At 48.9% G+C, this 26,645-nt stretch carries 23 protein-coding genes; 9 read left to right on the top strand and 14 right to left on the bottom strand.

What is annotated here, in order from left to right; translation table 11 throughout:
• Nucleotides 1-57 precede the first annotated feature (57 nt).
• The 6 genes from ACN4EK_RS01420 (at nucleotide 58) to ACN4EK_RS01395 (ending at nucleotide 9,072) form a co-directional block, all read left to right on the top strand.
• Nucleotides 58-1,056: a helix-turn-helix transcriptional regulator gene (locus tag ACN4EK_RS01420; RefSeq protein ID WP_431655557.1), complete on the top strand. Its 999-nt coding sequence runs from the start codon at nucleotides 58-60 to the stop codon at nucleotides 1,054-1,056.
• 114 nt (nucleotides 1,057-1,170) lie between these two features.
• On the top strand, nucleotides 1,171-3,735 hold the full coding sequence (locus tag ACN4EK_RS01415; RefSeq protein ID WP_431655556.1) for a TonB-dependent siderophore receptor: 2,565 nt from the start codon (nucleotides 1,171-1,173) through the stop codon (nucleotides 3,733-3,735).
• Between the two features lie 107 nt (nucleotides 3,736-3,842).
• Complete coding sequence (locus tag ACN4EK_RS01410) at nucleotides 3,843-4,808, top strand: ABC transporter substrate-binding protein (protein ID WP_431655555.1); 966 nt, start codon at nucleotides 3,843-3,845, stop codon at nucleotides 4,806-4,808.
• Nucleotides 4,809-4,980: 172 nt separating this feature from the next.
• Nucleotides 4,981-6,741 (top strand): ABC transporter ATP-binding protein, encoded by a 1,761-nt coding sequence (locus ACN4EK_RS01405; protein WP_431655554.1) that lies wholly within the window; start codon nucleotides 4,981-4,983, stop codon nucleotides 6,739-6,741.
• Nucleotides 6,742-6,780: 39 nt separating this feature from the next.
• A complete protein-coding gene (locus ACN4EK_RS01400) occupies nucleotides 6,781-7,599 on the top strand; it encodes an ABC transporter ATP-binding protein (RefSeq protein ID WP_431655552.1) in 819 nt (272 codons plus the stop codon).
• 162 nt (nucleotides 7,600-7,761) lie between these two features.
• Entirely contained in the window at nucleotides 7,762-9,072 is a 1,311-nt protein-coding gene (locus ACN4EK_RS01395) for a S41 family peptidase (protein WP_431655550.1), read from the top strand.
• Here the strand turns inward: ACN4EK_RS01395 and abc-f are convergent.
• From abc-f to ACN4EK_RS01355, 8 genes are all read right to left on the bottom strand, one after another.
• Nucleotides 9,055-10,668, bottom strand: coding sequence for a ribosomal protection-like ABC-F family protein (gene abc-f / locus ACN4EK_RS01390; protein WP_431655548.1), 1,614 nt, complete (start codon nucleotides 10,666-10,668; stop codon nucleotides 9,055-9,057). The two genes, ACN4EK_RS01395 and abc-f, sit on opposite strands and share 18 nt — an antisense overlap.
• 306 nt (nucleotides 10,669-10,974) lie before the next feature.
• Nucleotides 10,975-11,193 carry a hypothetical protein gene (locus ACN4EK_RS01385; RefSeq protein ID WP_431655547.1) on the bottom strand — a complete coding sequence of 73 codons (219 nt, stop codon included), beginning with the start codon at nucleotides 11,191-11,193 and terminating at the stop codon, nucleotides 10,975-10,977.
• A gap of 251 nt (nucleotides 11,194-11,444) precedes the next feature.
• On the bottom strand, nucleotides 11,445-13,760 hold the full coding sequence (locus ACN4EK_RS01380; protein ID WP_431655545.1) for a hybrid sensor histidine kinase/response regulator: 2,316 nt from the start codon (nucleotides 13,758-13,760) through the stop codon (nucleotides 11,445-11,447).
• Nucleotides 13,753-15,909 (bottom strand): ATP-binding protein, encoded by a 2,157-nt coding sequence (locus tag ACN4EK_RS01375; RefSeq protein WP_431655544.1) that lies wholly within the window; start codon nucleotides 15,907-15,909, stop codon nucleotides 13,753-13,755. The genes ACN4EK_RS01380 and ACN4EK_RS01375 overlap by 8 nt, the downstream gene beginning before the upstream one ends.
• 2 nt (nucleotides 15,910-15,911) lie before the next feature.
• Nucleotides 15,912-16,916, bottom strand: a complete 1,005-nt coding sequence (locus ACN4EK_RS01370; RefSeq protein ID WP_431655543.1) for a SpoIIE family protein phosphatase — start codon at nucleotides 16,914-16,916, stop codon at nucleotides 15,912-15,914.
• A gap of 7 nt (nucleotides 16,917-16,923) precedes the next feature.
• Nucleotides 16,924-17,322, bottom strand: coding sequence for an anti-sigma regulatory factor (locus ACN4EK_RS01365; RefSeq protein ID WP_431655542.1), 399 nt, complete (start codon nucleotides 17,320-17,322; stop codon nucleotides 16,924-16,926).
• Nucleotides 17,309-17,731 carry an STAS domain-containing protein gene (locus tag ACN4EK_RS01360; protein WP_431655541.1) on the bottom strand — a complete coding sequence of 141 codons (423 nt, stop codon included), beginning with the start codon at nucleotides 17,729-17,731 and terminating at the stop codon, nucleotides 17,309-17,311. The genes ACN4EK_RS01365 and ACN4EK_RS01360 overlap by 14 nt, the downstream gene beginning before the upstream one ends.
• A gap of 20 nt (nucleotides 17,732-17,751) precedes the next feature.
• Nucleotides 17,752-18,606, bottom strand: coding sequence for an STAS domain-containing protein (locus ACN4EK_RS01355; RefSeq protein ID WP_431655540.1), 855 nt, complete (start codon nucleotides 18,604-18,606; stop codon nucleotides 17,752-17,754).
• Nucleotides 18,607-18,870: 264 nt separating this feature from the next.
• On the opposite strand from ACN4EK_RS01355, the gene ACN4EK_RS01350 reads away from it, so the two are divergent.
• Both ACN4EK_RS01350 and ACN4EK_RS01345 read left to right on the top strand, forming a co-directional pair.
• Nucleotides 18,871-19,146 (top strand): AbrB/MazE/SpoVT family DNA-binding domain-containing protein, encoded by a 276-nt coding sequence (locus ACN4EK_RS01350; protein ID WP_431655539.1) that lies wholly within the window; start codon nucleotides 18,871-18,873, stop codon nucleotides 19,144-19,146.
• Nucleotides 19,139-19,540, top strand: a complete 402-nt coding sequence (locus ACN4EK_RS01345; RefSeq protein WP_431655537.1) for a PIN domain-containing protein — start codon at nucleotides 19,139-19,141, stop codon at nucleotides 19,538-19,540. Before ACN4EK_RS01350 ends, ACN4EK_RS01345 begins: the two co-directional genes overlap by 8 nt.
• Nucleotides 19,541-19,951: 411 nt before the next feature.
• Here the strand turns inward: ACN4EK_RS01345 and ACN4EK_RS01340 are convergent, their stop codons facing one another.
• The 5 genes from ACN4EK_RS01340 to ACN4EK_RS01320 all read right to left on the bottom strand — a co-directional run bounded on the left by ACN4EK_RS01340 (nucleotide 19,952) and on the right by ACN4EK_RS01320 (nucleotide 24,760).
• The gene (locus ACN4EK_RS01340; RefSeq protein ID WP_431655536.1) at nucleotides 19,952-20,419 is read right to left on the bottom strand and encodes a BON domain-containing protein; all 468 of its coding nucleotides are present in this window, start codon (nucleotides 20,417-20,419) and stop codon (nucleotides 19,952-19,954) included.
• An 80-nt stretch (nucleotides 20,420-20,499) separates the two neighbouring features.
• Complete coding sequence (locus ACN4EK_RS01335) at nucleotides 20,500-22,290, bottom strand: general stress protein (protein WP_431655535.1); 1,791 nt, start codon at nucleotides 22,288-22,290, stop codon at nucleotides 20,500-20,502.
• 106 nt (nucleotides 22,291-22,396) lie between these two features.
• Nucleotides 22,397-23,260: a DUF2382 domain-containing protein gene (locus ACN4EK_RS01330; protein ID WP_431655534.1), complete on the bottom strand. Its 864-nt coding sequence runs from the start codon at nucleotides 23,258-23,260 to the stop codon at nucleotides 22,397-22,399.
• A 484-nt stretch (nucleotides 23,261-23,744) separates the two neighbouring features.
• Nucleotides 23,745-24,260: a hypothetical protein gene (locus ACN4EK_RS01325; RefSeq protein WP_431655533.1), complete on the bottom strand. Its 516-nt coding sequence runs from the start codon at nucleotides 24,258-24,260 to the stop codon at nucleotides 23,745-23,747.
• 65 nt (nucleotides 24,261-24,325) lie between these two features.
• On the bottom strand, nucleotides 24,326-24,760 hold the full coding sequence (locus tag ACN4EK_RS01320; RefSeq protein WP_431655532.1) for a hypothetical protein: 435 nt from the start codon (nucleotides 24,758-24,760) through the stop codon (nucleotides 24,326-24,328).
• A 457-nt stretch (nucleotides 24,761-25,217) separates the two neighbouring features.
• On the opposite strand from ACN4EK_RS01320, the gene ACN4EK_RS01315 reads away from it, so the two are divergent.
• On the top strand, nucleotides 25,218-25,763 hold the full coding sequence (locus ACN4EK_RS01315; protein WP_431655531.1) for a pentapeptide repeat-containing protein: 546 nt from the start codon (nucleotides 25,218-25,220) through the stop codon (nucleotides 25,761-25,763).
• Between the two features lie 197 nt (nucleotides 25,764-25,960).
• On the opposite strand, the gene ACN4EK_RS01310 is transcribed toward ACN4EK_RS01315, so the two are convergent.
• Nucleotides 25,961-26,614, bottom strand: a complete 654-nt coding sequence (locus ACN4EK_RS01310) for a hypothetical protein (protein WP_431655530.1) — start codon at nucleotides 26,612-26,614, stop codon at nucleotides 25,961-25,963.
• Nucleotides 26,615-26,645 lie beyond the last annotated feature (31 nt).

The following is a 26,645-nucleotide window of genomic DNA, read 5'->3' as shown; positions in this document are numbered from 1 at the left end:
TCAAAAAAGCGGTATGATAGCTAAGAATTATTTTCAATAGCTGGAGATTCAGCAATCATGGCGATCGCCCTCTCTCAAGCGGAATACTGGGCACTATTCAGTGAAGAAACTAATAAAGCCAATACAATTGACCTGAAACCAGACTCATTTGAGATCGTTCAACAATTCCCACGCATATTAGGGAATGGCTCTTTGTGCGAAATTTCTTTACGGGAAGGATTGGACTTAGCGATCGCTGACTACTCTCCCCGTGATCATCTGATTTTGCATTGTCCAGAACGCGAGCATTCTTTGGAATACAGCTTTTTTCTATCAGGTAAATTTAAAGATCAATTGCGGCAGGTGGCAGCCGGTCAATATGTCCTATATGGCAGTGGCATTGCTCCGGTTGAGTGGTCGGAATGGTTGGCGACCGAACGGGTTTTGGAAGTCAATGTCCATATTGATCCAGCCCTATTTATTGGCTTATGGAACCAGGCATCAACTGGATTACACCCAGAGTTACAACATCTTTTGCAACCCGATACGTACCCATATTGTTGCCGCCTTGGTACAACTACTACAGCAATGCAAAATATTCTACAACAAATCTTGAAATGTCCATTTGTTGGAATTACAAAACGCATCTATCTTGAAAGTAAGGTGTGGGAGCTGATGGCGTTGTTAATTGACCAGGAGTTTGAACAAGGTCTGAAGCCTGCTGGAGTGCCTGCGTTAAAGCGAGATGATGTCGATCGCATTTATTTTGCCAGAGACATTCTGTTGCGACAGTTTGATAATCCTCCTTCATTGTTAGAGTTAGCGCGGCAGGTCGGACTGAATGACTGTACCCTTAAACGAGGTTTCCGTCAGGTATTTGGTAATACTGCCTTTGGCTATCTGCATGAGTATCGGCTGGAACAGGCTCGGAAATTACTAGAAGAAGGTCGGTTAAATGTGTCTGAGGTTGCCCGCCGGATTGGTTTTGTCAATCGCAGCTATTTTGCCTCAGCCTTTCGCAAAAAGTTTGGGGTAACGCCGAAGGAGTATCTGGTTCGGCATAGAAATTCCGCCTAGCGTTCAAAAAATTCCGTTCAGGAGTCGGAACGATCGCCCATTTGACACCATTTCTCTGTATCTTCTTGAGAGTAATTCTTAATTGAGTTCTCTATTTCTATTGGTGTGGGGAAGATGATCGGAAGCAAGTCGCGGCAGATGGGAAACGTCCAGTGTTACGCCTGGATGATGATTCTAGCGGGAAGTATAGTAGGCGGCTTGGCATTGCCGGGGTGGGCAGAGTCTGGGGAAGTAGAGCATGGAGCCGCTAAAGGCATAGCTCGACTGAACGATCGCAACCGCCCTGTCACTACAGTGAAAGAATGGTTGGCGCAAATCGAAGCCGAAACTGTTCAGGTGACAGAAGTGAATGTGAATCGGGTTGAAACTGGACTCGAAATTGTTCTTCAGACGGCGGCAGGAAGATCTCTACAAATTGATGCCAACCAGTTTCGGGTTGAAGGAACTTCGCTGATCGCGGATATTCCCAATGCGGTGTTGGCATTGCCGGATGGGCAGGAGTTCAGTGCTGAGAACCCGACAGAGGACATTGCGGCGGTACGCGTTACCCAGGAAGCTAGTAGTATTCGGGTCAGCGTCACAGGCAACAATGCCCTACCCACCTCAGAAGTGATCCTGAGAACTGGAGAGTTTGCCTACACCTTGAACCCGGAAGCGCCAGATACAGACGTACCGGAAGAAGAGGTTGTGGCGACCGGCGATCGCGATCAGGGCTATAATCCGTCGAACGCTAGCACCGCCACCGGGACAGATACCCCAATCCGAGATATTCCGCTTTCGATTCAAACCGTGCCTCAGCAGGTAATTGAAGATCGGAATGTTACAACTTTAGAAAATGCTTTAGAAACCGTTGGCGGGGTTGCACCTTCCGGGGGCAGAGGCACAAGCGCATTTGGGCCTGGGCTACTGATTCGGGGATTTGATGCCAGTCCGAGTGTGTTTCGAGATGGTATTAGTTACTTTTCGCTCTCGCCGCTCAGCACCAACGATGTTGAACGCATTGATGTGTTGAAAGGACCAGCATCGGTGTTATTTGGTCAGGGAGAACCCGGCGGGATCATCAACCTGGTGACGAAGAAACCCCTACGGGATCCTTTATACTCCGTTTCATTTAGCGCTGGAAACTTTAACACCTATCGTGGGGCGATCGATTTCTCGGGGCCCTTAAATGATGACAAAACGGTGCGCTATCGCTTAAATGTTTCCTATGAAAACTATGGGGGTTTCCGCGATTTTGTCAATGGAGAACGATTAATCGTCTCACCGATCCTGACCTGGGATATGAGTCCAAATACCTCCCTCAGTTTCTATGGTCAATATTCGCGTAACCGGGAAACAATCGATGAAGGAATTGTGGCAATTGGCGATCGCGTAGCCAATCTACCCCGCGATCGCTTTTTGAACGAAAAATTTGGTGAGTTTGAGCAGGATCAGTTTAATTTTGGCTATCGGCTTGACCATCGATTTAGTGACAATTGGGCACTTCGCCATGCCCTGCAATATACCCAATACAAACCGGAACGGTTGGTGCCATCTCTAGGTGGTTTAGATGAGGAAACAGGGGACGCGGAACGGTATGAATACTATGCGGCGGGAACCTATAAACGGTTTTTCACCAATGCCGAAGTGCTGGGTAAATTTAATACTGGTTCTATCAAACATCAACTATTGTTTGGCACAGAATATCGTCGTGGTGTGGAAGAGCCGCGCTTTCAGTTCACGAACTCTTACCCATCAATTAACATCTTTAACCCGGTTTATACACGGGAGCGCTTCAGAATTGAACCGGAGTTTTTCCGGGATGATAATATTGATACGATCGGGGTCTACATCCAAGATCAAATTGAGCTATTGCCTAACCTGAAGGTATTGGCAGGGGTGCGTTATGATTACGTCGATCAATTTCGTACCACTCGGTTTGTCGGTGAATCCCGCGAAGAATATGAGTTGAGGGATAGTAAGTTCACACCCCGATTTGGCATTGTCTATCAACCGATCGCACCCATTTCACTCTATGCCTCTTACACCACCTCGTTTAAACCGTCGTTTGGAGCCAGTCGCAATGATGATGGTTCTACATTTAAACCAGAAACAGGACGGCAGTTTGAGGTGGGGGTGAAAGCCGATCTCTCCGATCGTCTGAGCCTGACTTTAGCGGCATTCGACATTCGCAAACAGAATGTGACAACCCCCGATCCAGAGAATCCAGCTTTTTCGCTACAAACTGGAGAAGTGACCAGTCGCGGCTTTGAGGTGAATCTTGGCGGGGAAATCCTCCCAGGTTGGAACATGGTCGCTGGTTATACCTATCTAGATGCCTTTGTCAGCGAAGATACGACGGATATTGTGGGCAACAAGTTAGCCAATGTTCCTGCCAATCAATTCAGCCTGTGGACAACCTATGAAATTCAACGGGGTAGCCTGCGGGGCTTGGGCTTTGGACTAGGATTTTTCTATGTCGATCAACGGGAGGGCGATTTAGACAATACCTTTACCCTACCCAGCTATTTTCGTACCGATGCCGCTTTATACTATCGCCGCGATAATTGGCGGGCACAGTTGAATATTCAAAATCTATTTGGCATTGAATACTTCACCTCTGCTTCCTATGGCTATCGGTTGAATGTCAATCCAGGTGCGCCTTTCTCGATCGTGGGAACTATTTCCGTCGATTTCTAGGCATAGTTGCCAGATTCCCCCTTACCCCCTTAATATTTTTGATCTGCCACTCGCTCCCCGATCGCATGATGAGACACTGCTGGCGCTGGTTAATATTGACGACACTGATGGTATTTACCTGCTGGCAGACGATCGCCTGCCGTCCAGTGCCTCATGCAGTCACGCCAGCCAGTTCAGCCGATTGTCGTTTAGTCGAACATGCGGCGGGTACAACCTGTGTGCCTCTTAGCATTCAGCGCTTGGTCACGTTAGATTCAATGTCGTTTGAATATGCGCTCTCCCTGGGATTACAACCTATTGCTGCGCCTTTATCTCAGCAAATTCCCGCATATCTGCGCGATCGCGTGGTTGGAGTGGAAAATATTGGCGATGGGGGAGTTCCCAATTTAGAACGCGTTCTGGCACTCAAACCCGATCTAATTATTGGGCTGGACTTTAATCAGAATATCTATGCCCAAGCATCCCAGATTGCCCCAACATTGTTGCTTCAGTTTGACCATAGCGGGTTGTGGAAAGAGTTCTTACACCGCTTTAGTCTGGCTCTCGATCGGAAAGCGATCGGGCAACAGGTAATGGAGCATTACAACCGGCGTTTGCAAACCTTACAACGCACTTTGAAGGCAGCAGTTGCATCAGATCAACGCTTACCCTTTCCCCCTCAGGTATCGGTGGTGCGGATCTATCCAGACACCATTAATCTCTATTTCCGTGAATCATTCTGCGGCACGATCTTAGAAGATGCTGGGTTAGCTCGCCCTGAAGCCCAACGGCTCTCGGGTGCAGAAGCGAAACGTCAATTTGGTAACGAAATTCAAGCCTCCATTAGTATGGAACAGGTGGATCAAGCCGATGGGGATGTCATGTTTGTCTGGACATCGGAGGATACGGCGGCGGCGAACGCATCGGCGCAGGAGAAATTAGCTAAGTTACAGTCAGCGCCTTTGTGGCAACAGTTAAATGCCATCAAACGCGATCGAATCTATTTTGTACCTCGTCACTGGCTTGGTGCGGGGCCACTTGCCGCCGATGCGGTCATTGACGATTTGTTTAAATACCTGGGGAAACAAGCCTGAATCTGTCCCCATGCTCCGACTCAGTCTACCCGTCACTTCCGCGATCGCCCATCGGCTCCACCAGCAAAAATTCCGTTTAGGAGCCAAAAAACTCCCGCTAGGAGCCAAAATCAGCTTTCGTAACCGATAAAGTTTACGATAATCTGCTGAACGGCTTTAGTGGTCTGCATCAATGCCAATTCCCTTACAGCAGTATCGATCGCTTCTGGCAAACTATCTGCAACCGCAACGGGGGCGTGTCATTGGATTGGCGATCGCGCTATTGAGTAGCATTGCCTTACAAATCATCAATCCCCAAATCCTGGGTTACTTCATCGACACCGCCGTTGCCGGGGGGGCGCAACATACCCTCCTGCTATCCGCACTCACATTTACCGCGATCGCACTGTTAACTCAAGTGTTTGCGGTTGCTGCCACCTATCTGGGAGAAACGGTCGCCTGGACTGCCACGAATGCGCTACGGATTGATCTAGCTGCCCATTGTTTACAGCTTGATTTATCTTTTCATAAAGCCCATACACCGGGGGAATTGCTAGAGCGAGTTGATGGCGATGTGAATGCGCTCTCTCGATTTTTCTCTCAACTTGTGATTCATGTTTTAGGGAATAGCCTTCTTTTAGTCGGCATTCTCGTTGTGCTCTGGTTTGAGAACCAATTCGCTGGGCTGTGTCTAACGGTGTTTGCTGTAGTAGCGTTGGCACTCTTGCTAGGTCTGCGATCGCTCGCGATCTCGCCCTGGGCGAAATACCGTCAGATTAGTGCTGAATTTTATGGCACATTAGGCGAACATATTGTTGGACGCGAGGATATTCGCGCCAATGGGGCTGTGGGGTATGTGATGCACCGCTTCTTTGCCCTGTTACAGCAGTGGTTGCCAGTTTACCAACAGGCGAGATTTGCCAGTACCGTATTATGGTTTAGCAGTGTGGGGTTATTTACCATTGGCAATGCGATCGCCCTTGCCCTCTCTGCCTATCTCTGGAATCAAAAGACCATTACGATCGGCGCGGCCTACCTGATCTTTCACTACACCAATCTACTCTCGCAACCGATCGAGCGCATTCGGGAAGAGTTGGAACAACTGCAACAGGTGGAAGCCAGTATTCAGCGGATTCGTGATCTATTGGCTGTTCAGTCTACGGTAGATGATCGGGGGGATTGCTCCTTGCCGACAGGGGCATTATCGGTCTGTTTTAACCAGGTGAGGTTTAGTTATGAGAGCAACGCCAGTTCCCCTGCGGTTCTCCCTTTATCCACGCTTCAGGACATTTCCTTCCACCTGCCGGCTGGCCGTGTCTTAGGTCTACTAGGGCGGACAGGAAGTGGCAAAAGTACGATCGCTCGCTTGCTCCTGCGGCTATACGACGTGCAATCGGGCGAAATTCAGTTAGGGAACTGTACGATCGCTCAGACGCGCCTAGCGGAACTACGACAACGGGTTGGCTTAGTCACCCAGGATGTCCAGTTATTTCAAGCTAGTGTGCGGGATAACCTGACCTTTTTTAATCCACACATCTCTGATCCTGTCATTCTGGCAACCCTGGAGGATTTGGGCTTAGGGCAATGGTTGAAATCGCTGCCTGACGGGCTTCATACCCAATTAGGAGCTGATAGTAGTGGGCTTTCTGCCGGACAGGCACAGTTACTGGCATTAGTGCGTGTATTTCTCAAAAACCCAGGTCTGGTTATTCTGGATGAAGCCTCCTCCCGACTCGACCCCCAAACGGAAGCTCTTCTTGATCGGGCGATTGATAAGTTACTGACGCATCGCACCGGTATCATCATTGCCCATCGCTTACAAAGTGTGCAACGTGCCGATCAAATCTTGATCTTAGAGCAGGGAAAGGTGGTGGAATATGGCGATCGCTTGAATTTAATGCATCAACCTGATTCGCGCTTTGCCCAAATGCTTCACAAAGCAGCAGAAATCTGATTAAGATGAGAACTTAACCTACTATTGACAAATTCTCTCATGTCTATTTCTCCCGCGCTCACGACCCGCCATTTAACCCTGGCTTACGAAAACACGACGATCGTCCGGGATCTGACATTAGCCATTCCGGCAGGGCAGATTACGGTGTTAGTTGGTGCGAATGGTTGTGGGAAATCGACATTGTTGCGAGGCTTGGCGAGGCTGCTGAAACCTACCCAGGGAGCGGTTTATTTAGATGGAAAATCGATCGCGCAACACTCGACAAAAGCGGTAGCTCAACAACTGGGACTTTTACCACAAAGCCCGGTTGCCCCGGAAGGATTAACGGTTAAGGATCTCGTTTCTCAAGGTCGCTATCCGTATCAAAATTGGCTCCAGCAGTGGTCATCTCAGGACGAACGCTATGTTCAGCAGGCATTAGAAATTACTGATTTAGTAGAACTGGGCGATCGACCGCTTGATACCCTGTCCGGTGGACAACGTCAACGAGCCTGGATTGCCATGACCCTCGCCCAAAACACCCAAATTTTGTTATTAGATGAACCAACTACCTTTTTAGATCTGGCGCATCAAATTGAGGTATTGGACTTACTGTATGACTTGAATCAGCAACAGGGTCGCACGATCGTCATGGTATTGCACGATTTAAACCATGCCTGCCGCTATGCGGATTATTTAGTCGCTATCCACCGAGGGCAGGTGTTTGCCGCCGGTGAACCCAGATCTGTAATTACAGAGGACACCGTACAGGCTGTATTTAACCTACAATGTCAAATCTATCCTGACCCCATATCAGGTACACCGATGTGCATTCCAATTAGCACAAAAACTAAACTCAAGTTGAACCAATGTCAGTAATCGTGTCAGAGGTTTGAAGCAACATCTAATACCTGAAAGATGCCAGCCACCCTGAACTCCTTCTAGCAGGTCAATCTGTTCCCCAGGCAGTTCAACGAAACCCTTTACCCCAAAGAAAATCTCATGTGCTAGGCTGCAATCCTGTGCTTAAGTGATAGGATAATGAGCCGTTTTTTCTCTCGATTCTCTCAGGCAACAAAATTCTCTACGATCGCTATCATTAGCTTGGCAACGTTACTCCTGCTTTGGTTAAATTTGCCTGGTTTGACGCAGGAAACCCTGGAAGAAAAAGTGTTTAACCAGGTGTGGCAAACAGTCAATGAAAATTTCTATGATCCCAATTTTAATGGGGTTAACTGGGTAGCGATGCGAGAGCAGTATAGACCTCAAGCGATCGCCGTTCGTGGTTCGCAACAGTTGGCAACCGTAGTGAACCAAATGCTAGCTGAATTGCAGACCTCCCATACTCACTTTTATACTCCCAATGAGACAGCCTATTATCAACTATTGGGAATTTTTCAACCTGCGATCAAAGATTTACCCGCCGCCGCGAAAGCCCTATTTCCCAATGGCAAATATGAGTACACTGGGATTGGCATTTTCACTCAACTCAGAAATAGCAAAACCTTTGTCAGTGCTATTTTAGAGGGCAGTCCAGCCGCGATCGCGGGTTTAAGGGTCGGTGACGAATTGCTGGGAGTCGATGGTCAACCCTATCAAGCAATTGCATCCTTTACCGGCAAAGCTGGACAGAAGGTGACCCTATCCATTCAACGCACGTCTGATCCCAATAGCCGTCAAGCGATTACGGTCACTCCTGAAAAATTGGATGCGACAACGTTGTTTAAGGATGCTCAACGAGCCAGCACTCAGGTAATTCAGCAGCAAGGTAAGCGCCTGGGCTATATTCACATTTGGTCGAATGCGGCTGACTTGCACCAGCAGCAAATGATCGAAGATTTGACCTTCGGCAAACTCGCGAATACCGATGGTTTAGTGTTGGATCTGCGAGATGGTTGGGGTGGTGGTTCGATCGCGTATCTCAACTTCTTTACGGGTGAGAGTCCCAGTGTTACCAGCATTCGTCGAGATGGTCGTTCATTCTTGACCCACTATCGCTGGAACAAACCCGTTGTGCTATTGATGAATCAGGGTAGTCGCAGCAGTAAGGAGATCATTGCCTTCGGGTTTCGCCAGGCTAACCTTGGGGCATTAGTAGGCACGACGACGGCGGGTGCAGTGGTGGCAGGACGGGGATTTGTCATGCAGGATGGGAGTTTGCTGTATGTGGCTGTCGCCGATGTCTTGGTGAATGGCAATCAACGATTGGAAGGCAAGGGAGTGGCTCCTGATGTGCCTGTGACGTTGCCGTTGGAATATGCTGCCGGAGTTGATCCGCAAAAGCAACAGGCGATCGCGACCTTGATTACAGCGATTGAACAACAACATCAGTCATCATCGACTGGCAAGTAGTTCGTTGTAATATTGCGATCGTTGATTGGGTAAATACATCGTTGGTTGAACCATTTGTTGCTGCAACTGGAACGATCGCGTAATGTTAATCCGACTGAGAAAATCGAGATCATGGGAAATGACCCACAGGGCTCCCTCGTATTCATTCAATGCCTCCACCAGTTGATCGACGGTAGCCATATCTAGATTGTTGGTAGGTTCATCCAGAATCACTAAATCGAGTTCTGAAATGCTGATTATGGCGATCGCTAACCTCGCCAATTCACCCCCACTCAACCCGGACGCTGGTTTATAGACATCATCACGAAAAAACAGAAAGTGACCTAACTGTTGTCGTAAGAGTTGATAGTTCAGAGTTGGATTGGCTTGACGCAGGTTCTCCAACACTGTTTGGCTGCGATCGATCAAGTCATAACTCTGATCCAGATAAACTGTCCGCATCCCTGCCCGTTGGACTTCCCCACCTTGCAAATCGGCTGAGGTTGATGTTAGCCCTAGTATGGCTTTCACCAGGCAGGATTTCCCTGAACCATTGATGCCTGCTACAGCTATCCGATCGCCACTGGCAATGTGCAGATGAATGTCTTTCAGGAGTAAGCGATCGCCCACCCAAAGCTGAGCGTGGTTGATTTCAATTAAGTTTCGATGCTTTTTACTTTTTTCCTCCAAGCGAATCCTCGTAGCTTTATGAGTTCTGAGTTTCGTTTCAGTGACCTTTTGCGTTGCTGCCGCGATCGCCTGGTCATGTTTGAGCTTCTGAGATCCGGCTGTGGCTTCTGCTTGTCGCTGTAGACCACCTGCCACAATCCGTGGCATCCCTCCATTCAATCCTTTTTGCCGACCATTGCGACGAGATTGGGCTGCCCGTTCCTGCTCCTGCAATGCCGAGGCTTTTGCCCGTTTGAGATCTTTCTGAGCCGTGGTATGCGATCGCACTTGTGCCGCCTGTTCAAGCTGCTTTTGCTCACGATAGAGTGAAAAGTTGCCACCATATATCCGTAGTCCTGTTGGAGTCAGTTCCCAGGTAGTCTGTGCCACCTGATCCAAAAAGAATGGTTTATGTGAAACGATGACAAATGCCCCCTCAAACTGACAGAGACAGTGACGCAGTTGTTCTAACGATCGATAGTCCAGGTGATTTGTGGGCTCATCGAGCAATAGGAGATCGGGCGATCGCGATAAACCAAGGGCGAGGAATAACTTGGTCAATTCTCCCCCGCTCACTGTTTGCATGGGTAAGGATAGGTCTAAGGTGGTACTGAACTGGGCTTCAAGGATTTGCTCAACTTCCCACCACTCGTGAGAATGGGCACTCAGAAAGTCGAGGATGGACTCAGCTTTAATCGAATTCCGAATGGTACTAATTTGTGGCAAATAGTAGATTGACCCGCTATGGGTCACTGATCCTTGAGTAGGTTGGAGCTGACCGGCCAGAAGCTTAAGTAATGTGGATTTGCCAACCCCATTGTCACCAACTAAAGCAATGCGATCGTTGGCTGAGAGACTGATCTGAATGCCTGGAAATAGGGTACGGGTAGCATTCAACTCATAGCTCAAGTTCTCAGCAATTAAGTAGGGCTGTCGCGGGTATAACACCTGCTACCTCCTTGCAGATAGGATGACACCATTAGGCTGATCAAACAACAATGGCGATGATATAAATTCGATCGTGAAAAACTTTGAAATGCCAGAATAACGCCATCTGCTAGTTTGTCGCTAGCACTCAGCACAAATCTATTGTGTCTGAAACCAGGTTAATCGCTGGGCTGACTGGCTAGAAAATGCTACTTCATTGTTTTGGCGATTGAAGAGTTCTGATTACAATAGCGCAAATTCAGCTACAGTGTCTAGCGATCGCGTTCCGGAATCATCAAAACTAATTTGTTCCTGACTGGCATGGGATCAAACTGTTGAAGAGAGCCGCTTTTTAAGCCTACCAATCTTCAAATCAACGGCGACCAAACAGCGTAACCGGCGATGGATTAAGCTAAGAATATCGGTGCATCCTGTCTCTGGCTGCGATCGGCGATCGTCAATTTTTGCCTGCAATAAATCATGTACCTGACGCTGACGGCGTTTCATCTGTGCCCAGGGAGACCAGCCGCCCCAGTTGATCGCCATCCATTAACATCAGCGAATTTTTGCCGATCAACGGGGCAGCTAAATGATGACCGCAACCCACATCAAACTTAGAGTCTTGCGTAAAGATTTCTTGAATCGCCTGGGGATTGCCTACAATCACATACGACCCTAGACCGCTCAGGGTGATTGGAAGAGATTAATCACGCCTACCCCCTCTAATCTCCCAGCAACTTTCACCCACTCCCCACTCCCTACTCCCTCTCTCCCCCACAGCCAGAACACCTGTATTTTCAAACCACCTTTGCACTGATTAAATCCATAATTTGTTCAATCAACTCTTCTGGAGTCACTGGTTTGGCAAGGTGGCGTTGGAATCCGGCAGCTAGAGCCTGTTGTTGATCCATTTCACTGGCATAGGCAGTCAACGCGATCGCCAGAATCGATTTTTGGGTTTCAGCTTCTAAAGCTCGTACCTGGCGTAATAACGTGTAGCCATCCATCTCTGGCATACCAATATCACTCAGCAGCAGATCAAATTTAGATTGTGTGATCTGTTGCAGGGCCGCTTGCGCCGAATCAACCGCCGTGACGATCGCTCCATATTGTTCCAACGCATAGGCAAAAAAGTTGCGACTGTCCGGGTCATCATCAACGACTAAAATTTGTAATTCTGACAACGGTAAAATGGGAGCCGCATCAGCCGTTGCGATCGCAATTGATTCCAGGGGCGACTTGGGTAGTTCCTCAATCAGTGGCAATCTCACAGTAAAGGTAGCACCCCGTTCTTCGCCTAAGCTCTCTGCCCAAACCGTTCCACCATGCAGTTCGACTAAATACCGCACGATCGCTAAGCCTAATCCCAAGCCACCAAACTTGCGAGTCGTGGTGCTGTCTGCCTGCCGAAAATAATCAAACACATGGGGCAAAAAATCTGGGTTAATGCCTTTGCCATTGTCGCTAACGATCAGTTGCACATGGGCATCAACTCGTTCTAACTGCACATCCACCCGCCGTCCTTCTGGGGTAAATTTGACAGCATTTGAGAGCAGATTCCAAACAATTTGCTGCAACCGAGCCGCATCCCCTAAGACCCGCCCGATCGTGGAATCAAGCTTTGTATGAATTTGAATCGATTTGGCTTCAGCCGCCAGCCGCACTGTTTCTAATGCTGCCATCGTGGTTGTCGCTAAATCAACCGGAACCATTGTCAAACTCAGTTTGCCCCGCATAATCCGCGAGACATCGAGTAAATCCTCAATCAATTGCGCTTGCAGACTGGCGTTGCGTTCGATCGTTTCCAACGCTTTTTTCAGAGCAGTTTCATCAAAATGGCGACTTTGTAAAAGCTTTGCCCACCCCAGAATCGGATTCAGTGGCGATCGCAATTCATGGGACAATACCGCTAAAAATTCATCTTTAATCCGATTGGCGGCTTCTGCCTGTTCACGGGCAGCTTGCTCTAACGCCAATAGCTTTTCTCGTTCTGCCTCGGCATGCTTACGCTCGGTAATGTCGCGCACCGTCGCCGAAATCCCGACCAATCGCTCATCTCGACTTTTGATCGGAGACACAGTAATCGAAACATCGATCGACTGCCCATCTTGGCGAAAACAAACCGTCTCTAAATTGGTAATACTGTCACCATTGCGAATCGTATCGAGGATTTGGAGTGATTCGCCGGGTCGGTTGGGAGAGGTCAGGAAGGAGATCGACTGCCCTCGAATTTCAGCCGCCGTATACCCAAAAATCTTTTCGGCTCCGGTATTCCAACTGACGATCGTGCCGTATAAGGTAAAGCCAATAATCGCATCCTGAGACGACTCTACGATCGCGGACAAAAGTAAGCGGTTTTCTTCTGCCCGTCGCCGATCGGTAATGTCGTTAAGAATATAAACTGCACCTACGAAAATATTATGTTCATTCAATACTGGCTCGATCGTCAGATTATACCAGCGATCACGAGTTTGAATTTCTAAACTCTCCCGCCTTTGGGTAGCTCGTACCTGCTCAAATGGGGTATTGTTTGTGCCTAAATGAGTTGCCATCACCTGCTGATGGGGTTCTCCCAGGATCACATCCATCGATCGATCAAACAACTTCAGTAACGCCTGATTACAGCGTAAAAAGCACCCATTTTGATCTAAAAATCCCATGCCATCACTGATGGAATCGAAGGTGGTTTGCCATTGTCTAGCTGCCGCTAACGCCGCGTCCTCAGCTTGACGAATTCGCAGCAGCGATCGAATCGTCGCCAATAACTCGATCGCCGCCACCGGTTGGGCTAAATAGGCATCCGCCCCACTATCCAAACCGTGAGCTTTATCCTGGCTCTCGACAAACGACGCAGATAACATTAACACTGGAACTGACGTTGTGGCAGGATTGGCTTTGATTTGCCGACAAACTTCAAACCCGTTCGTATCGGATAATTGAACATCTAAGATGACTAAATCGGGTAATTGTTCCGCAATTAACTGTAATCCAGCGGTGCCAGTCGCGGCTCCGATCACGTCAAATCCCACATTTTGCAGCATTCTCTGGACAACGTAGCGGTTCGTATCATTGTCATCAACATGCAGGATTTTGACTGAAGGTGCGTCAGCCATGCCCATCTCCTTCAGTTTTCAATGCCAAGCCTGCTTTCACCAAAGCCTCTTGCAGTTTTATCATTGTCGTATTGTCAGGAGAACTATCTTTAGAGATAATTGCTACCACTTGCTGAGCTAAAACCTGACGATCGTGGGTATTGAGGGAATGCGATGTATGAATAATGACGGGAATATGCTGCGTCTCTGGATGACTTCTCAGCCGTTCTAGCACCTCGATGCCGTTCAAATCGGGCATGACTAAATCTAAAATAATCGCCTGGGGTTGCGCTTGCTGGGCTAACATTAAGCCCTCGTTGCCATTCCCTGCTTCTAAAATTTTCAGGGATGTTGTGAAGAACTGTTGCTTTACCAGATAGCGAGCGACTAAATCATCGTCAATCAGAAGCAGCGTTTGTTGCTGGTGCGGGTTGATCAGGGTATTCAGTTGATTCAACAACGTCAATCGATCGACGGGCTTGACCAGAAAGGCATCGGCTCCCAAGGCTTTGGCTTGCTTCTCGTTATCAATCACAGTTACCACCAGAATCGGAATCGATCGCGTGGCGGCATTTTCTTTCATTTGCGCCAGAAATGACCAGGTATTTTCCCCTTCCAGGAGTACATCTAGCACGATCGCTAGCGGCTGAATTTGTTCCAGGGTTTGCCGCGCCTGTTCCAGGGTTCGAGCCGCAATCAGTTGATAGTTCGATCCAGCCAGATATTTCTCATAGGTAAACACGGTTTCGGACTGATCTTCAATCACTAAGATCGGCGATCGCTGCGGATCAAGATTGAGGGGTAGGGGCGCGATCGGCAGTTGCTCGCCCACTCCGGCATACACGATCGGAATCACGACTGAAAACGTAGACCCCGCTCCCGGTGTACTGGTGAGGTGGATCGTTCCCCCCAATAATTCAGCCAATTTGCGAGAGAGTGGCAATCCTAACCCCGTCCCTTTGACCCGCTTTTGTAAGTGGGATTCCACCTGCACAAAGTCCTCAAAAATCCGCTCTTGATGTTCGGGAGCAATGCCAATTCCTGTATCCGCCACGGACAACACAATCCGATCCTCACTTTGAGCGGCTGAAACTCGCACCTCTCCCTGTTCCGTATATTTCAAGGCATTGGAAATGAAGTTTCGGAGGATTTGCGCTACCTTCCCTTCATCGGTGCAGAGTTGAGGTAGATTGGGGGGTTCTTCAATCAGCAGGTTAACCGCCGTATTATGCATTAACAGGGGACGCAACATGCCCCGCAGGGTGGCAAACAGTTCGCTAACTTCAAACGTGGTGGGATAAACTACAATTTTCCCAGCTTCTACTTTGGCTAAATCCAGCAGGTCATTGACGAGTTCTGCCAACCCTTCCGCCGCCTTGCGAATAAAGGTGACTTGTTTTTCCTGTTCTCCGGTTAACTCACCATCCAGGCGATCGAGCAACAGGCGAGTCAACGACATAATGGAGTTGAGGGGGGTGCGGAATTCGTGACTCATATTTGAGAGAAACCGCGTTTTCAGTTCATTTGCCCGTTTCAAAGAATCGGCTTTTTCATCCAATTCCGCATATAACGCCACCACTCCCCGATTCGTATCTTCCAGTTCCCGATTCAATTGGGTTAACTGTTCCTCCCGTTGCCGCAGCGCCTCTAAGGCTTGCAATAGTTCCTGATTTTGCTGTTGAATTTCTTCATAGGGGTTTTGCGGCGATCGTTGAGCTAACTCCGTAGCAATGTGGTCAATGCGATCGGGAGTCAACGGGGCAAGGCGACGGGGCAGATATTTGCCCATTAACACGCTGGTTCCATGCCCCAGGGACGATTCAATTTGAAATTGATCCATTAATCGCCGTGAGCCGAGAATGCCTGCGCCCATGCTAGTAGAGGAATCATACCGCCCATCCAAAATGTCTGGCAGATTGGCAATGCCTGCCCCTTTATCCTGAATACTAATCAACAAAATTTGGGGCGATTTACCTTCTACTCGAAACTCCACCCGACCACTTTTAGCATATTGAAACGCATTCCGGGCAATTTCTGAAACCGCCGTAGCAATTCGGACTTGATCTTGGGTATCAAACCCAATTAATTCGGCAATTTGACGTGCCCGTTGGCGGGTTAGCACCACATCCTGTTCATAGCAAATTTCCAGGGTTAATAACGGGGCTCGCATGGCTAATTCACCTCCCGCGCCACTAGAACTGTGACATCATCGCGTCCTCGATTAAAGTCACGGTACAACACTCCCGCAATTAAGCTGGGATGTTTATGGCACAACCCCGGATAGCGATCTAAGCGCCATTGGGTTCGCAAGCCATCGGAATGCATAATCAGCAGGTTGCCACTCGACCAGGAATAGTGAAACGCCTGGATCTTGCGTAATTCATGACCAATTGTGCCGTTATGGGAAACCATGCTGGTACTCTGTTCCGCCATACAGAGACAGCCAGCAATATTGCCAATACCGGCATAAGTCACGGTCTGCTGAGGCAAATCCACTGCCGCGATCGCGATCGCCGCTCCTCGGGTCGTGCGGAGGGCAGCATGCGCCGTTTTTAGAATATCGACCGGATGACAATGAGCCTGTTCGTGAAAAATCCGCACTGCTTCTAAGGAGGCTTGAGCGGCTAAGGACCCATGACCTAACCCATCTGCTACTAAAATCAGATCTCGATCGCCCAGGGAACAACTTGTCCAAACATCCCCCGCAATCTCTTCGCCCGACTTGGGTAAACACACCGCTCCGATCTCTAAGCGTCCCGGAGATCGGGGAATCTGGGAGCCTGCCCAAAGCTGACACAGAATTGCGGTTCCTTGGTCGGGTACTGAATAAATCTCAAACCGATCCGACAGCCGTTGCATGGCTCCTAACCCATTCCCAGGAGTCCCCGCCGTCGAAAAGCCATCTTGCAGACACAGACCAATATCCTGAATCCCAGGACCGCGATCGAGGGCAAGCAATTGCAGACCCAGAATCCCCTGTTGCTCTAAGGGACAGAGTAACAACTGCCCATCATGGGCATGATTTGCCAAATTATTCGCCACTTCCGTGACCACTAACCCGACCTTTCCCTGTTCCACCTCATTGAAACCCAGACGGTGACTCAGGGCGATCGCTTTACGCCGGGCATCCCCGGTTTGGCTCGAATCCCCGATCTCCAGGGCAATTGGTTCGGTCATACCGGGTTCACTTCCATTTGATAATTGTCACAACTGTCCCTTCTCCGACTCTAGACACAATATCGAACTCATTGACTAACCGCTTGGTGCCGCTCAACCCCATGCCTAGCCCACTGCCCGTGGTGTAGCCATCCTTCAGCGCCAGTTCCAGGTCGGGGATGCCTGGTCCTTGATCGGTAAAGGTGAGGCGTACTCCACGCCGATCGCCAGCATCCACTATTTCGATCGTCACCGTTCCCCCTCCACCATAATCCAATGTGTTCCGGGCAAGTTCACTGGCGGCAGTCACTAACTTGGTTTGATCCACTAAACTAAACTTCAGATCTACCGCACATTGACGCACCGCTTGCCGCACCAGGACAACGTCAGCGGAGGACTGAATCCCCATCACTTCATGTCTCTCCATACAGATCTGTACGCTCCCCTGGCAGAATGGGTAATCCCATCCCAGATCGATCGGGACTGAGGGTTAAGTTGAGCAGTGCCATGCCCTTTTCTACGTTTAAAGCTGTCCGAATGCCGGTGAGGGATAACCCTAATTCGACTAATGTAATCGCGACAGCAGGTTGCATTCCCACAACTACCGTTTGGGCATCTAACACCTGCGCCATTTTGGCAATATTGCCTAAGATTCTGCCAATGAATGAGTCAACAATTTCCAGGGCTGAAATATCAATTAATACTCCCCGAGCATTCACCTGGCTGATGCGATTGGTTAAGTCATCCTGCAAGGTCATCGCCAACCGATCGTGCATATCGACCTGGATCGTGACCAGCAGAAATTCACCCATTTGGAGAATTGGAATCCGTTCCATAATCCCTCTACTGGTTAGATCTAAGGTTGAGTTCGCACAATTTTTACTCCCACCCGTTGCATGGCTAACCCAAAGGCATCTGCCAGACTGGATTTAGTAATCACATTCGCCAGATCGACCCCTAAATAAACGATCGTTTGGGCAATTTGGGGACGAATACCGCTGATGATGCAATCCGCCCCCATGAGACGAGCCGCCGTAATGGTTTTAAGTAAATGCTGTGCTGTTAACGTGTCCACCGTTGGCACTCCTGTAATGTCGATAATGGCAACTTCTGAACCCGTTTCCACGATCTTCTGGAGCAAGGATTCCATCACGACCTGAGTGCGGGCACTATCAAGAGTGCCAATAATGGGGAGCGCTAAAATCCCGTCCCATAACTTGACAACCGGAGTCGATAACTCCATAAGTTCCTCCTGTTGCCGCCGGATAATGTCTTCCCGAGTTTTTTGGTAAACCTCTGTGGTAAATAAGCCTAATTTGTCCAACAGCGTCGTAGCGATCCAAATGTTATCGACCAGGGATTGCCCATCCTGGACAAACTCCCGCCGCATTTGCTCGAACAATGGCTGCTTAAACGAGAACACGAAACTCGCTGTCTCCGATGGACTAAAGCCTTTCTGCGATCGACTGCGAGAGATCGCTGTTAGCAAATTTCGCATGTCTTGCCAAGCAGATCCCTGGATATCCAAAACCTGATTCTGGCGCACTGCTTCTCGAAACAGGCTAAGAAACTCCCGACATTCTTCCCGTAGCTCTGCCTCCTTCAGTAACCCCCGCCGATTACTGGTTACCGTAATTTCTTGCAGCCATGCCGCTAGTAGATCTGCTTCACACTGCTGAAGGATTTCGGGAATTTTGCTAGTGCTGCCCATTTTTGTACTCGCACAGAAATTTAAGTCGGATGGATTTAGAAGATCAGGCTTTAAGGAAACTAGCTAGTCATAAGAACAACGAGTGTTAACCGATCGTGCTAAATGGAGTACTTAGACTTGATACATTTCTACCTAAAGGCAGTCAACTAACACCGTAAACCGAGGTAGCTTCTTAAAGGCTTCACATTCTTGATTATTATAAGAGGAAAGTGGGTCAAAGCAAATACGTGTCACAATTATAGAAGGTGTCACATCATCTATCCAATGAATAGTCCTTTAGTACCGCAAAAACGTGAGATTTATACTTTGCAGGTGGGAGCCAAAGGACGAGTCGTGATTCCAGCCAGCTTACGCAAGCAACTGGATCTGCGAGAGGGCGATAACCTGGTTATGCGGCTAGAATCCGACGGTAGCTTACGCCTGGTCAGTTTACGCACCCAACTTAAACAGATGCGCGGCATGTTGAAATCCACCTCTCCAGCATGCAGCCTGGTCACAGAACTAATGCAGGAACGGCAAGAGGAAGCACAACGTGAGTAAGGTCGTGTTAGATGCCTCTGCCCTATTGGTCTATTTATGTGACGAGGTAGGGGCTGAGATGGTTGAGGAAGCTCTGAGCCAGGGTGCGTATATTAGTGCCTTAAATTGGGCTGAGGTGCTATCTAAGGTGACAGGATTGGGCGAAAATCCGGCGATGATTGCTACCCGATTAGAAAACCAGGGATTATTTAGTCAAGGTTTAACGATCGTACCGCTCACTGAAATCGATGCCCTGACGATCTCGCAAATTTATGCTCTAACCAAAGGAACTCAATTAGGGCTTGGTGAGCGCGCCTGTTTAGGGTTAGCTCAACGGTTAGCCTTACCTGTGTTAACAACAGATCGTTCCTGGAGCAATTTAAATTTAAATATAGAAATTTGTTTAATTGGCTAGTAGAGGGTAGCTCTGGCGATGCATCCTGTGATTCAGCAACGCCCAAACATCTTAGAGGATGTTTTAAAAGTATCAAAACGATTGCACTAGCCCCCTAAATCCCCCTTTCTAGAATGCCGTCAGGCTATATTCTGGGGGACTTTGAATCCGGTTCCCCCCAGAATTGGGGGATTAGGGAGGCAGTTCAGGTAACGATTGTGACTTTTCAAACGCCCTCTTAGCCCAATGCTTGATCTGGATTAATCCAGGAAATGTCTGAGCAAAATATTACCCCGATCGGGGTTTAGCATTCGGCAGATCATCTCTGCCCAATCAGAAAGACTGTTGACCGAACGCCAAACCCTGACAATTTATGGAGATAAATTCTTTTGGAAATGACCTCCAGTAGATGCGGTTTTCTAGCGCAATGGGTTACTGGGCATTAGGTTGGGCTGGAGCCACTCGCGCGTTCACCGTCACATTTTTAACGCCATAAATTTCTCTGGCTAACGGTTCAATTCGCTCCAGTTGGGGTTGGGTGGGCACCGTTCCCGCCACCGTTACTGCTCCATCTTCTGCCTCAACCGTCAATTGGCTTGCCGGTAGGTTAGCTTCCAATTTACTCCGAACTTCGCTTTGCAGATCACTGTCTGTGCGATCGGGAGTTGCTCCTGCTATTTCATTCCGTTCTTCACGGGCACGAATATCTGAATCAAGTTGATTTCGGCGAACCTGGCTGGTGCTCTCTTCCTGAATTTCCTGAGCGGTTTCAGCATCAGGGGCCTGAGCAGTTTCGTTGACATTATCGGGAGCCCCGCTACTGGTTCTGGCAGTATCACAAGCCGCTACACCAACCAATAGCAAACTACTTACCAAAAGGGTTGTAATCTTGTTCATCATCTTAGTTCCTTTAAAACACAACTTCATAAATGAGGTGAGCAGGAGTTAGTAATCATCACCACTCACCTCAGAGCTACTGACTAACGTCGAGTTTCATCCCGACGATCGATAATCGTGATATCGGGAGTGGGATGGTCAATGTGATCCGCGCGATCGCGATGAGCCGACTCAACATCGGGTGCGGTATGACGGAGGTTGCCCACATCCTGAGTACGATGGGTAGTATCAACATCGGTCGCGTCAAAGATGCCCCATTCATGGATGTGATGACGACGCAAAATCGGCTCCGCTTGATTGGTTTCTGCATCAGTCCCATCAATCATGACCAAGTAATCCCCTTTGGTCAGTCGATCGTTGTAGACCTTCGCCCGATCCTCGGGGATGCCTAAACCAACCAGGGCACCAGCCACACCACCGGTTACCGCGCCGATCGCGCCACCGGATAGAGCGGTTGCTAACGCGGTAGCAGCAGCGCCCCCTAGCAATACGGGACCCACTCCGGGAATCGCTAAAGTGCCCAGACCGACCAGTAGACCACCCAGACCGCCGATCGCACCACCTGTTACGGCTCCGGCTCTCGCCCCTTCATCGGCTTTGTTGCCTTGACCTTGACCAGACTGCATTTCCACACCAGCAATGCGATCGTTCGCATCACTCTGCTTGGCAATTAGCGATACCCGATCCATCGGGAAACTAGCATTCCGCAATTCAGTTAATGCGGCTTCGGCATCGCGGCGATGGGAGAATACGCCGATCGCGCGTTTGTGCTGATAGCCACTGGCAGGACGGGACGTTGCTGTTGTTGTCGTTCGGGTGGTAGAGGTAGTGGCAGGCATAGTTGACGCACTCACACGATCGCGGTCTGAGACCACTGTGCCGGTTGAGGTAGTGCTGCCAACCTGCGTCGGATCATAAAATCGCCAATCCTGAATCCCTCGGTGTTGCAGAATTGATTCCGCCCGCCGCAATTCAGCTTCAGTCCCATTCACGATCACAAGATAATCTCCGCGATCGAGGCGACTGTGGTAAAGCTGCGCCTGATCGCCTGGAATGCCAAACCGCATTGCTTCAAAGCGATCGCGCAGATCAATATCAGAGAAGCGATCGCGCCGTTGGAAATGATTGGCAATTAAAGAAATTTGGCTTAAGGGAAATCCACTGTTTCTCAGATCATCCACGGCAAATTCGGCATCGCGCAAGTGGGGAAAACTACCTACAGCATAACGCCGACCAAAGGTAGAGCCAGTGACTTCCCGCGTTGTTGGAGCCGCTACGGCTGTCGTTGTTCCATGAGAGCGATTTATCGTACTGGCAGGAGCATCATACACTCCATATTCCTCAATGCCGCCTCGGTGCAGGATGGCTTCTGCCCGCTTAATATCGGCATCGTTACCATCGACAATGACAAGATATTCACCCCGAGCGACGCGATCGTTATAGACCTTAGCTCGTTCTTCCGGAATCCCCAGACCAATTAATGCACCGACGAGTCCACCCGCAACAGCCCCGATCGCGCCACCTGCCAATGTGGTAGCCAAAGCAGTCGCTGTAGCACCCGCCAACATGATGGGACCGACACCGGGAATTGCCAATGTCCCTAGACCCACTAATAAGCCGGTAATTCCGCCTAATGCACCGCCGGAAACCGCCCCGATCGTAGCACCATCATCTGCCTTGTTGCCCTGCCGATCGCGGACATCTGCCCCGGCGATTTGATCCGCCTGATCCCGATCGCGCGTAATGACAGACACCCGATCCATGGGAAAGCCAGAATCTCTCAACTCATGCAGTGCCCGTTCGGCTGCCGGACGACTTGGAAACACACCGACTGAACGCCGATGATGACCTGTAATTGGATTGGTTTGAACCATATTTTTACCTCTCTAAACACTCTGCCATCCCATCCTGGGAAAGCATGGCAAGGCTGCCTCAAAGCACAGCCCTGCCCTAACTCCGTCAATCGATCAGGTGATTGGCTTAGGAACGATCCCGCCGAGCCTGGTTAGACCGATCCACAACTGGACGACCCTGAGTATCCATGTCCAGTTCTTCGCGCCGGATTTCTTCTTCCGCATTGACCGTATCGCGATCGACTACTTTCCGCACGTTTACCTGTTCGCGCACAAACGCTTCTTTATGAACATCGGGAGTTTCTTCGTACACTTCCATCCGAACAACATCGCCTTCATTGAAAGCAGCTTCACCCGGAGCCACGCGATCGGCGTTGGTAGGAGCAGTACGTTCAATCACGACTTTCTCTTTTTCTAAGGGGATTTCTACATGGGCTCGTTCGGTTTCTACCCGTTTGCCCACAACAACCTCACCCGTCTTTTGCCGATGTTTATTCGCAATCAGACGTTCTTCGTACAACCGTAGATTTTGATGATCCTGCTCGTTCAAATTGTATAGGGCAGTATCCCGATCGTAGCGGTAGCTATTGCGATCGTAAGCTCCGGTTGCCATTGGTTGACTCATGCCCCGACCTGTCGCCATCGAACGGTAGGAATTCCGCACCCGTTCTTCATAGTCGTAATCAACCGCATTCTCGTTGGTAAACTCGGGCAGTGCTTCCACTTGCTCACGCGTTAGCCCATTCACAAACACCCGCTCGGCATTGTAATCAATGCGGGATTGCCCGATCGGGAGCAATACTTTCTTACCAAAAATCCAGGCTCCAGTGTTGATGACCAGATAACGAAATCGTCCTTCTTCATCAACCAGCAAATCATCTACAGAACCAATCTTGTCATTACCACTGTAGAGGCTGTAACCAACTAAATCTCGATTATCAAAATGGCGGCGATAGTCTGGATCAAAATTTTTGATGCGATAAAATGCCATGAAATGATCCTCCTAGACTTACAGAAAACACAGACTGACAAAACACTAAAATTGAGTTAAGCTTTCGATACTTCCTCACACTAAAAAAATTTCACAAATGCCAACAGGAAACACAGCATTCATGGTATTTAGTGATTACTTTCACACTAACAAGCCTAATTTACTTATTCCTCTACCTACTGTCGTAGTTCGGAACTAATCATTTGAATAGATCGAATCAATTTCTAACCTTATGTTTAGCAATTTATAGCAAAACCCCAACGCTGGAAGGCTGTAATCGCAGACTCCTCACAGAATTGGGGTTAGAGGATGTTTTAAAAGTATCAAAACGATTGCACTAGCCCCCTAAATCCCCCAATTCTGGGGGACTTTGAATCCGGTTCCCCCCAGAATTGGGGGGTTAGGGGGGCAGTTCAGATAACGATTGTGACTTTTCAAACGCCCTCTTAGGGGTGTTTTAGAATCCTTTAATCCTTAAAACGCATTAACGACGATTCCCCATCCATTTCGCTGCGATCGCACCTAGGGCAGCGCCAATCAAGGGATTGCTCAGGAACTTGAGGATAGCAGGTTGATCTGCCATCACATTCCGGAAGATATCCGGGTGATTATGATAGGCATAGGCAGCCAACTTACTGACATCATCTGCCGACATGCGACTGGCATGATGGGTCGATAGTCCCAATTGGCGTTCTAAGTCACGATCGCTCATGCCTCGTTCCTTGAATTCCTTGAAGAACTCCCTCGCCACATCATCGCGCTCATTCGGTTTAATTTGAGCAACGGCTTTTTGCAGTTCTGGTTCCATCTGGCTAGAGGGAATACGATCGGGATGGAAGGAACGCCCAAATAATTGCCGACGTTCTTCCCGAGTCGATCGCTGAGCAAAATCATCAAAGTTTTCGTAATTATTGGCAGCCGGAAAATCATCGATCGAGTCGGTATTCCCCCGCGCCAGATCATTCATAATCTCACGCTTGTATTGATCGCTACTAGACATGAAAAAATTCTCCTGATTTCAAACTTAAATGCATGAACAAAGGGTTGAGAGCAAACGTCCTCAACCTACTGATATTCAATTTGCCGAGTCGTATCGTTATACTTCGCGGTCAGAATCAACTTCTTGTCAGGGGCATACATTAACACCGTTAAATCCCGCTTAGGCGCGTTTTGATGGAAGCCTTGAACTAAGGATTGTGCCAGTGGTCGCACTTCATTCGGACGAACTTTGGGAGAAATCACTGCCCCTAATTTATCGTCTCCCCGCACATAAGCGTCCTGAATTAAACCGCGACTGGTTTGCACCACCCAATTACCGAATTCCTGACCACTCCGAGTATTACCCCGTTCTACCTGACCATACCCGATCGGGGAATTACTTCCAGGTAAGGCAAGCGGTTCTCTGGCTTGTGTCGCTGTCCCACAGGCACTCGTGGTAACTAACACAAGCACTAGCGATAAAGCAATGACTATTTGCCGAAATTGCTTGATTAACCTCACAATAAACCTCCTATTAAACTGGATTAATCATCAGACTTTAGCGTTCAGATCAAGACTCGAAACCATCAACCCAGACACAATCAAATAGAGTTAGCTCCATACTGAGTTCAGCAATGGAAAACTAGCAGAAACGAAATCCTTGCTTCTAGCCTTCTCCTTGTACGATAAAAGCCTGACAAAGGATTTCCCTCTAACCTAAGCGATACAATTGGCTGTATCCTATGCAACATTTTGGTAATAGAGACGAAGCCCTTGGGCGATCGACCCTGCAAGCATTGCCTGGATTTTTGTCTAAATGCCTGTCAACGAATTATCAAAAGATAACGATCGATCGTATCCAACTTAACGAAGCTACCCTGCGATAGAGACATTGCGGTTTAACTCGGTCTACTGTAAAGGGATCAAAGCATTCTCATATTTAACAAATTCAGTTATCCATAAGAGCAGGAATTTAGTGATGAATTCAGACGAATTAATGCAACGCTATATTGCTGGAGAACGCGATTTTAGTGCGATCGAGTTAAACGAAGCCAGTTTGGCAGGGGCTGATCTGAGTGGTGCCGTTCTGGCAGGGGCGTTTTTAGGAGGGGCGAACTTGCGGCAGGCAAACCTGAGCAATACAGACCTGAGTGGTGCCGATTTGAATGGAGCCGATTTAACCCAAGCCGATTTGAGCGGAGCCAACTTAAGTGATGCCATTCTGGATGGCGCAGTGCTGGAAGGTGCTATTTTAAATCATGCTGATCTGAGTCAAGCGGATTTAAAGATTGCGAATCTGGCACAGGCAACCCTCAGTAGTGCCGAACTGTATCAAGCGGATTTAAGTGGAGCCAATTTAGAGTCTGCTGACCTGAGTGGGGCAGATTTATCTATTTCCGACTTGCAGAAAGCCAACTTAAGCGATGCAGCTTTGGAGCAAGCTAACTTAAGTGGGGCAAATTTAGAGGGCAGCAATTTGCAAGGAACGATTTTGGAAGGTGGCGATAGTTCTTTGGCAACCTAAGCTACCGTATGTACACAAGTAATCAAATCTAGCCAAAGCTCTGACGATCCGCCCCCACCCCCTAATTCTGAGGGAGCCGAACTATGCAAAGTCCCCCAGAACTGGGGAGTTTAGGGGACCTAGAGCACACAAACGTAGCCTCTGGATTGATTGGTATATTGCACAATAGCCCATCAGGAGCAGGGTTAGGGATGGGGTTAAACGATGTCTAGCTCTGTGCCAATTCGTCCTAAGGCTGCCATTGCCTTGGTTTTCACCTGAAGGTTGGTATCAGTCGCCAACGTATTCAGCATCGTGATAATTTGATCCAAATGTTGCCCCTGCCGTTTGATCGCTAATTCACCTAACACAGAAGCTAACGCCGATCGCATCACACTATCAGGGTGATCAAGATATTGGGTCAGTTGATCCAGCGACTCCATCGATTCGGCCTGATCCAACTGAGCAATTTCGGCTAAAACATCCTGAGGTGAGTGAGAGGGCTCCTCCGATGCAGCAGGTTCGCCAGCAACCAAATTATTCATCGCTACAGACGGCATTGTCGTTTCTGCTGGGTTAACGACTTCAGAGAGAGGCAGGGAGGTGGCTAAAGTGACCTCCAATTCCGGAGGCAGTTCCGATGGCGTTACGGACGGACGAAATTCTGGAGCTAACGCTCGATCCGGCGATCGCTGCGCCTTTAAGGCGGCGGGTAGATTAACATCACTGACAGTATTCGAGAATCCCTGAGACGACGATCGACGCGCTCTCCGATGGTGTTCAATCTCTGTCCGGCGTTGCCAAACTCGATAGGCAGACCACACGGCTGTATAGAACGCTGCCAGTAACCAAATCGTCAATACTACCGTCATACTGTTAACTCCCTAAACCCGGTGAAGCGAT

The sequence above is a fragment of the Pantanalinema rosaneae CENA516 genome (assembly GCF_050753385.1).
In the GTDB taxonomy this organism is placed as follows: domain Bacteria; phylum Cyanobacteriota; class Cyanobacteriia; order Leptolyngbyales; family Leptolyngbyaceae; genus Pantanalinema; species Pantanalinema rosaneae.
This window is presented reverse-complemented; position numbering and strand designations above follow the sequence as displayed.

Excerpts from the sequence above, each read along its gene's own strand:
- ACN4EK_RS01350 (WP_431655539.1), top strand. The coding sequence starts at position 18,871 with ATGAATAGTCCTTTAGTACCGCAAAAACGTGAGATTTATACTTTGCAG.
- ACN4EK_RS01370 (WP_431655543.1), bottom strand. The coding sequence starts at position 16,916 with ATGACCGAACCAATTGCCCTGGAGATCGGGGATTCGAGCCAAACCGGG.
- ACN4EK_RS01360 (WP_431655541.1), bottom strand. The coding sequence starts at position 17,731 with ATGGAACGGATTCCAATTCTCCAAATGGGTGAATTTCTGCTGGTCACG.
- ACN4EK_RS01420 (WP_431655557.1), top strand. The coding sequence starts at position 58 with ATGGCGATCGCCCTCTCTCAAGCGGAATACTGGGCACTATTCAGTGAA.
- ACN4EK_RS01330 (WP_431655534.1), bottom strand. The coding sequence starts at position 23,260 with ATGGCATTTTATCGCATCAAAAATTTTGATCCAGACTATCGCCGCCAT.
- ACN4EK_RS01315 (WP_431655531.1), top strand. The coding sequence starts at position 25,218 with ATGAATTCAGACGAATTAATGCAACGCTATATTGCTGGAGAACGCGAT.
- ACN4EK_RS01325 (WP_431655533.1), bottom strand. The coding sequence starts at position 24,260 with ATGTCTAGTAGCGATCAATACAAGCGTGAGATTATGAATGATCTGGCG.
- ACN4EK_RS01400 (WP_431655552.1), top strand. The coding sequence starts at position 6,781 with ATGTCTATTTCTCCCGCGCTCACGACCCGCCATTTAACCCTGGCTTAC.
- ACN4EK_RS01415 (WP_431655556.1), top strand. The coding sequence starts at position 1,171 with ATGATCGGAAGCAAGTCGCGGCAGATGGGAAACGTCCAGTGTTACGCC.
- ACN4EK_RS01395 (WP_431655550.1), top strand. The coding sequence starts at position 7,762 with ATGAGCCGTTTTTTCTCTCGATTCTCTCAGGCAACAAAATTCTCTACG.
- ACN4EK_RS01405 (WP_431655554.1), top strand. The coding sequence starts at position 4,981 with ATGCCAATTCCCTTACAGCAGTATCGATCGCTTCTGGCAAACTATCTG.
- ACN4EK_RS01410 (WP_431655555.1), top strand. The coding sequence starts at position 3,843 with ATGGTATTTACCTGCTGGCAGACGATCGCCTGCCGTCCAGTGCCTCAT.
- ACN4EK_RS01375 (WP_431655544.1), bottom strand. The coding sequence starts at position 15,909 with ATGCGAGCCCCGTTATTAACCCTGGAAATTTGCTATGAACAGGATGTG.
- ACN4EK_RS01380 (WP_431655545.1), bottom strand. The coding sequence starts at position 13,760 with ATGGCTGACGCACCTTCAGTCAAAATCCTGCATGTTGATGACAATGAT.
- ACN4EK_RS01340 (WP_431655536.1), bottom strand. The coding sequence starts at position 20,419 with ATGATGAACAAGATTACAACCCTTTTGGTAAGTAGTTTGCTATTGGTT.
- ACN4EK_RS01335 (WP_431655535.1), bottom strand. The coding sequence starts at position 22,290 with ATGGTTCAAACCAATCCAATTACAGGTCATCATCGGCGTTCAGTCGGT.
- ACN4EK_RS01355 (WP_431655540.1), bottom strand. The coding sequence starts at position 18,606 with ATGGGCAGCACTAGCAAAATTCCCGAAATCCTTCAGCAGTGTGAAGCA.
- ACN4EK_RS01385 (WP_431655547.1), bottom strand. The coding sequence starts at position 11,193 with ATGGCGATCAACTGGGGCGGCTGGTCTCCCTGGGCACAGATGAAACGC.
- ACN4EK_RS01365 (WP_431655542.1), bottom strand. The coding sequence starts at position 17,322 with ATGGAGAGACATGAAGTGATGGGGATTCAGTCCTCCGCTGACGTTGTC.
- ACN4EK_RS01310 (WP_431655530.1), bottom strand. The coding sequence starts at position 26,614 with ATGACGGTAGTATTGACGATTTGGTTACTGGCAGCGTTCTATACAGCC.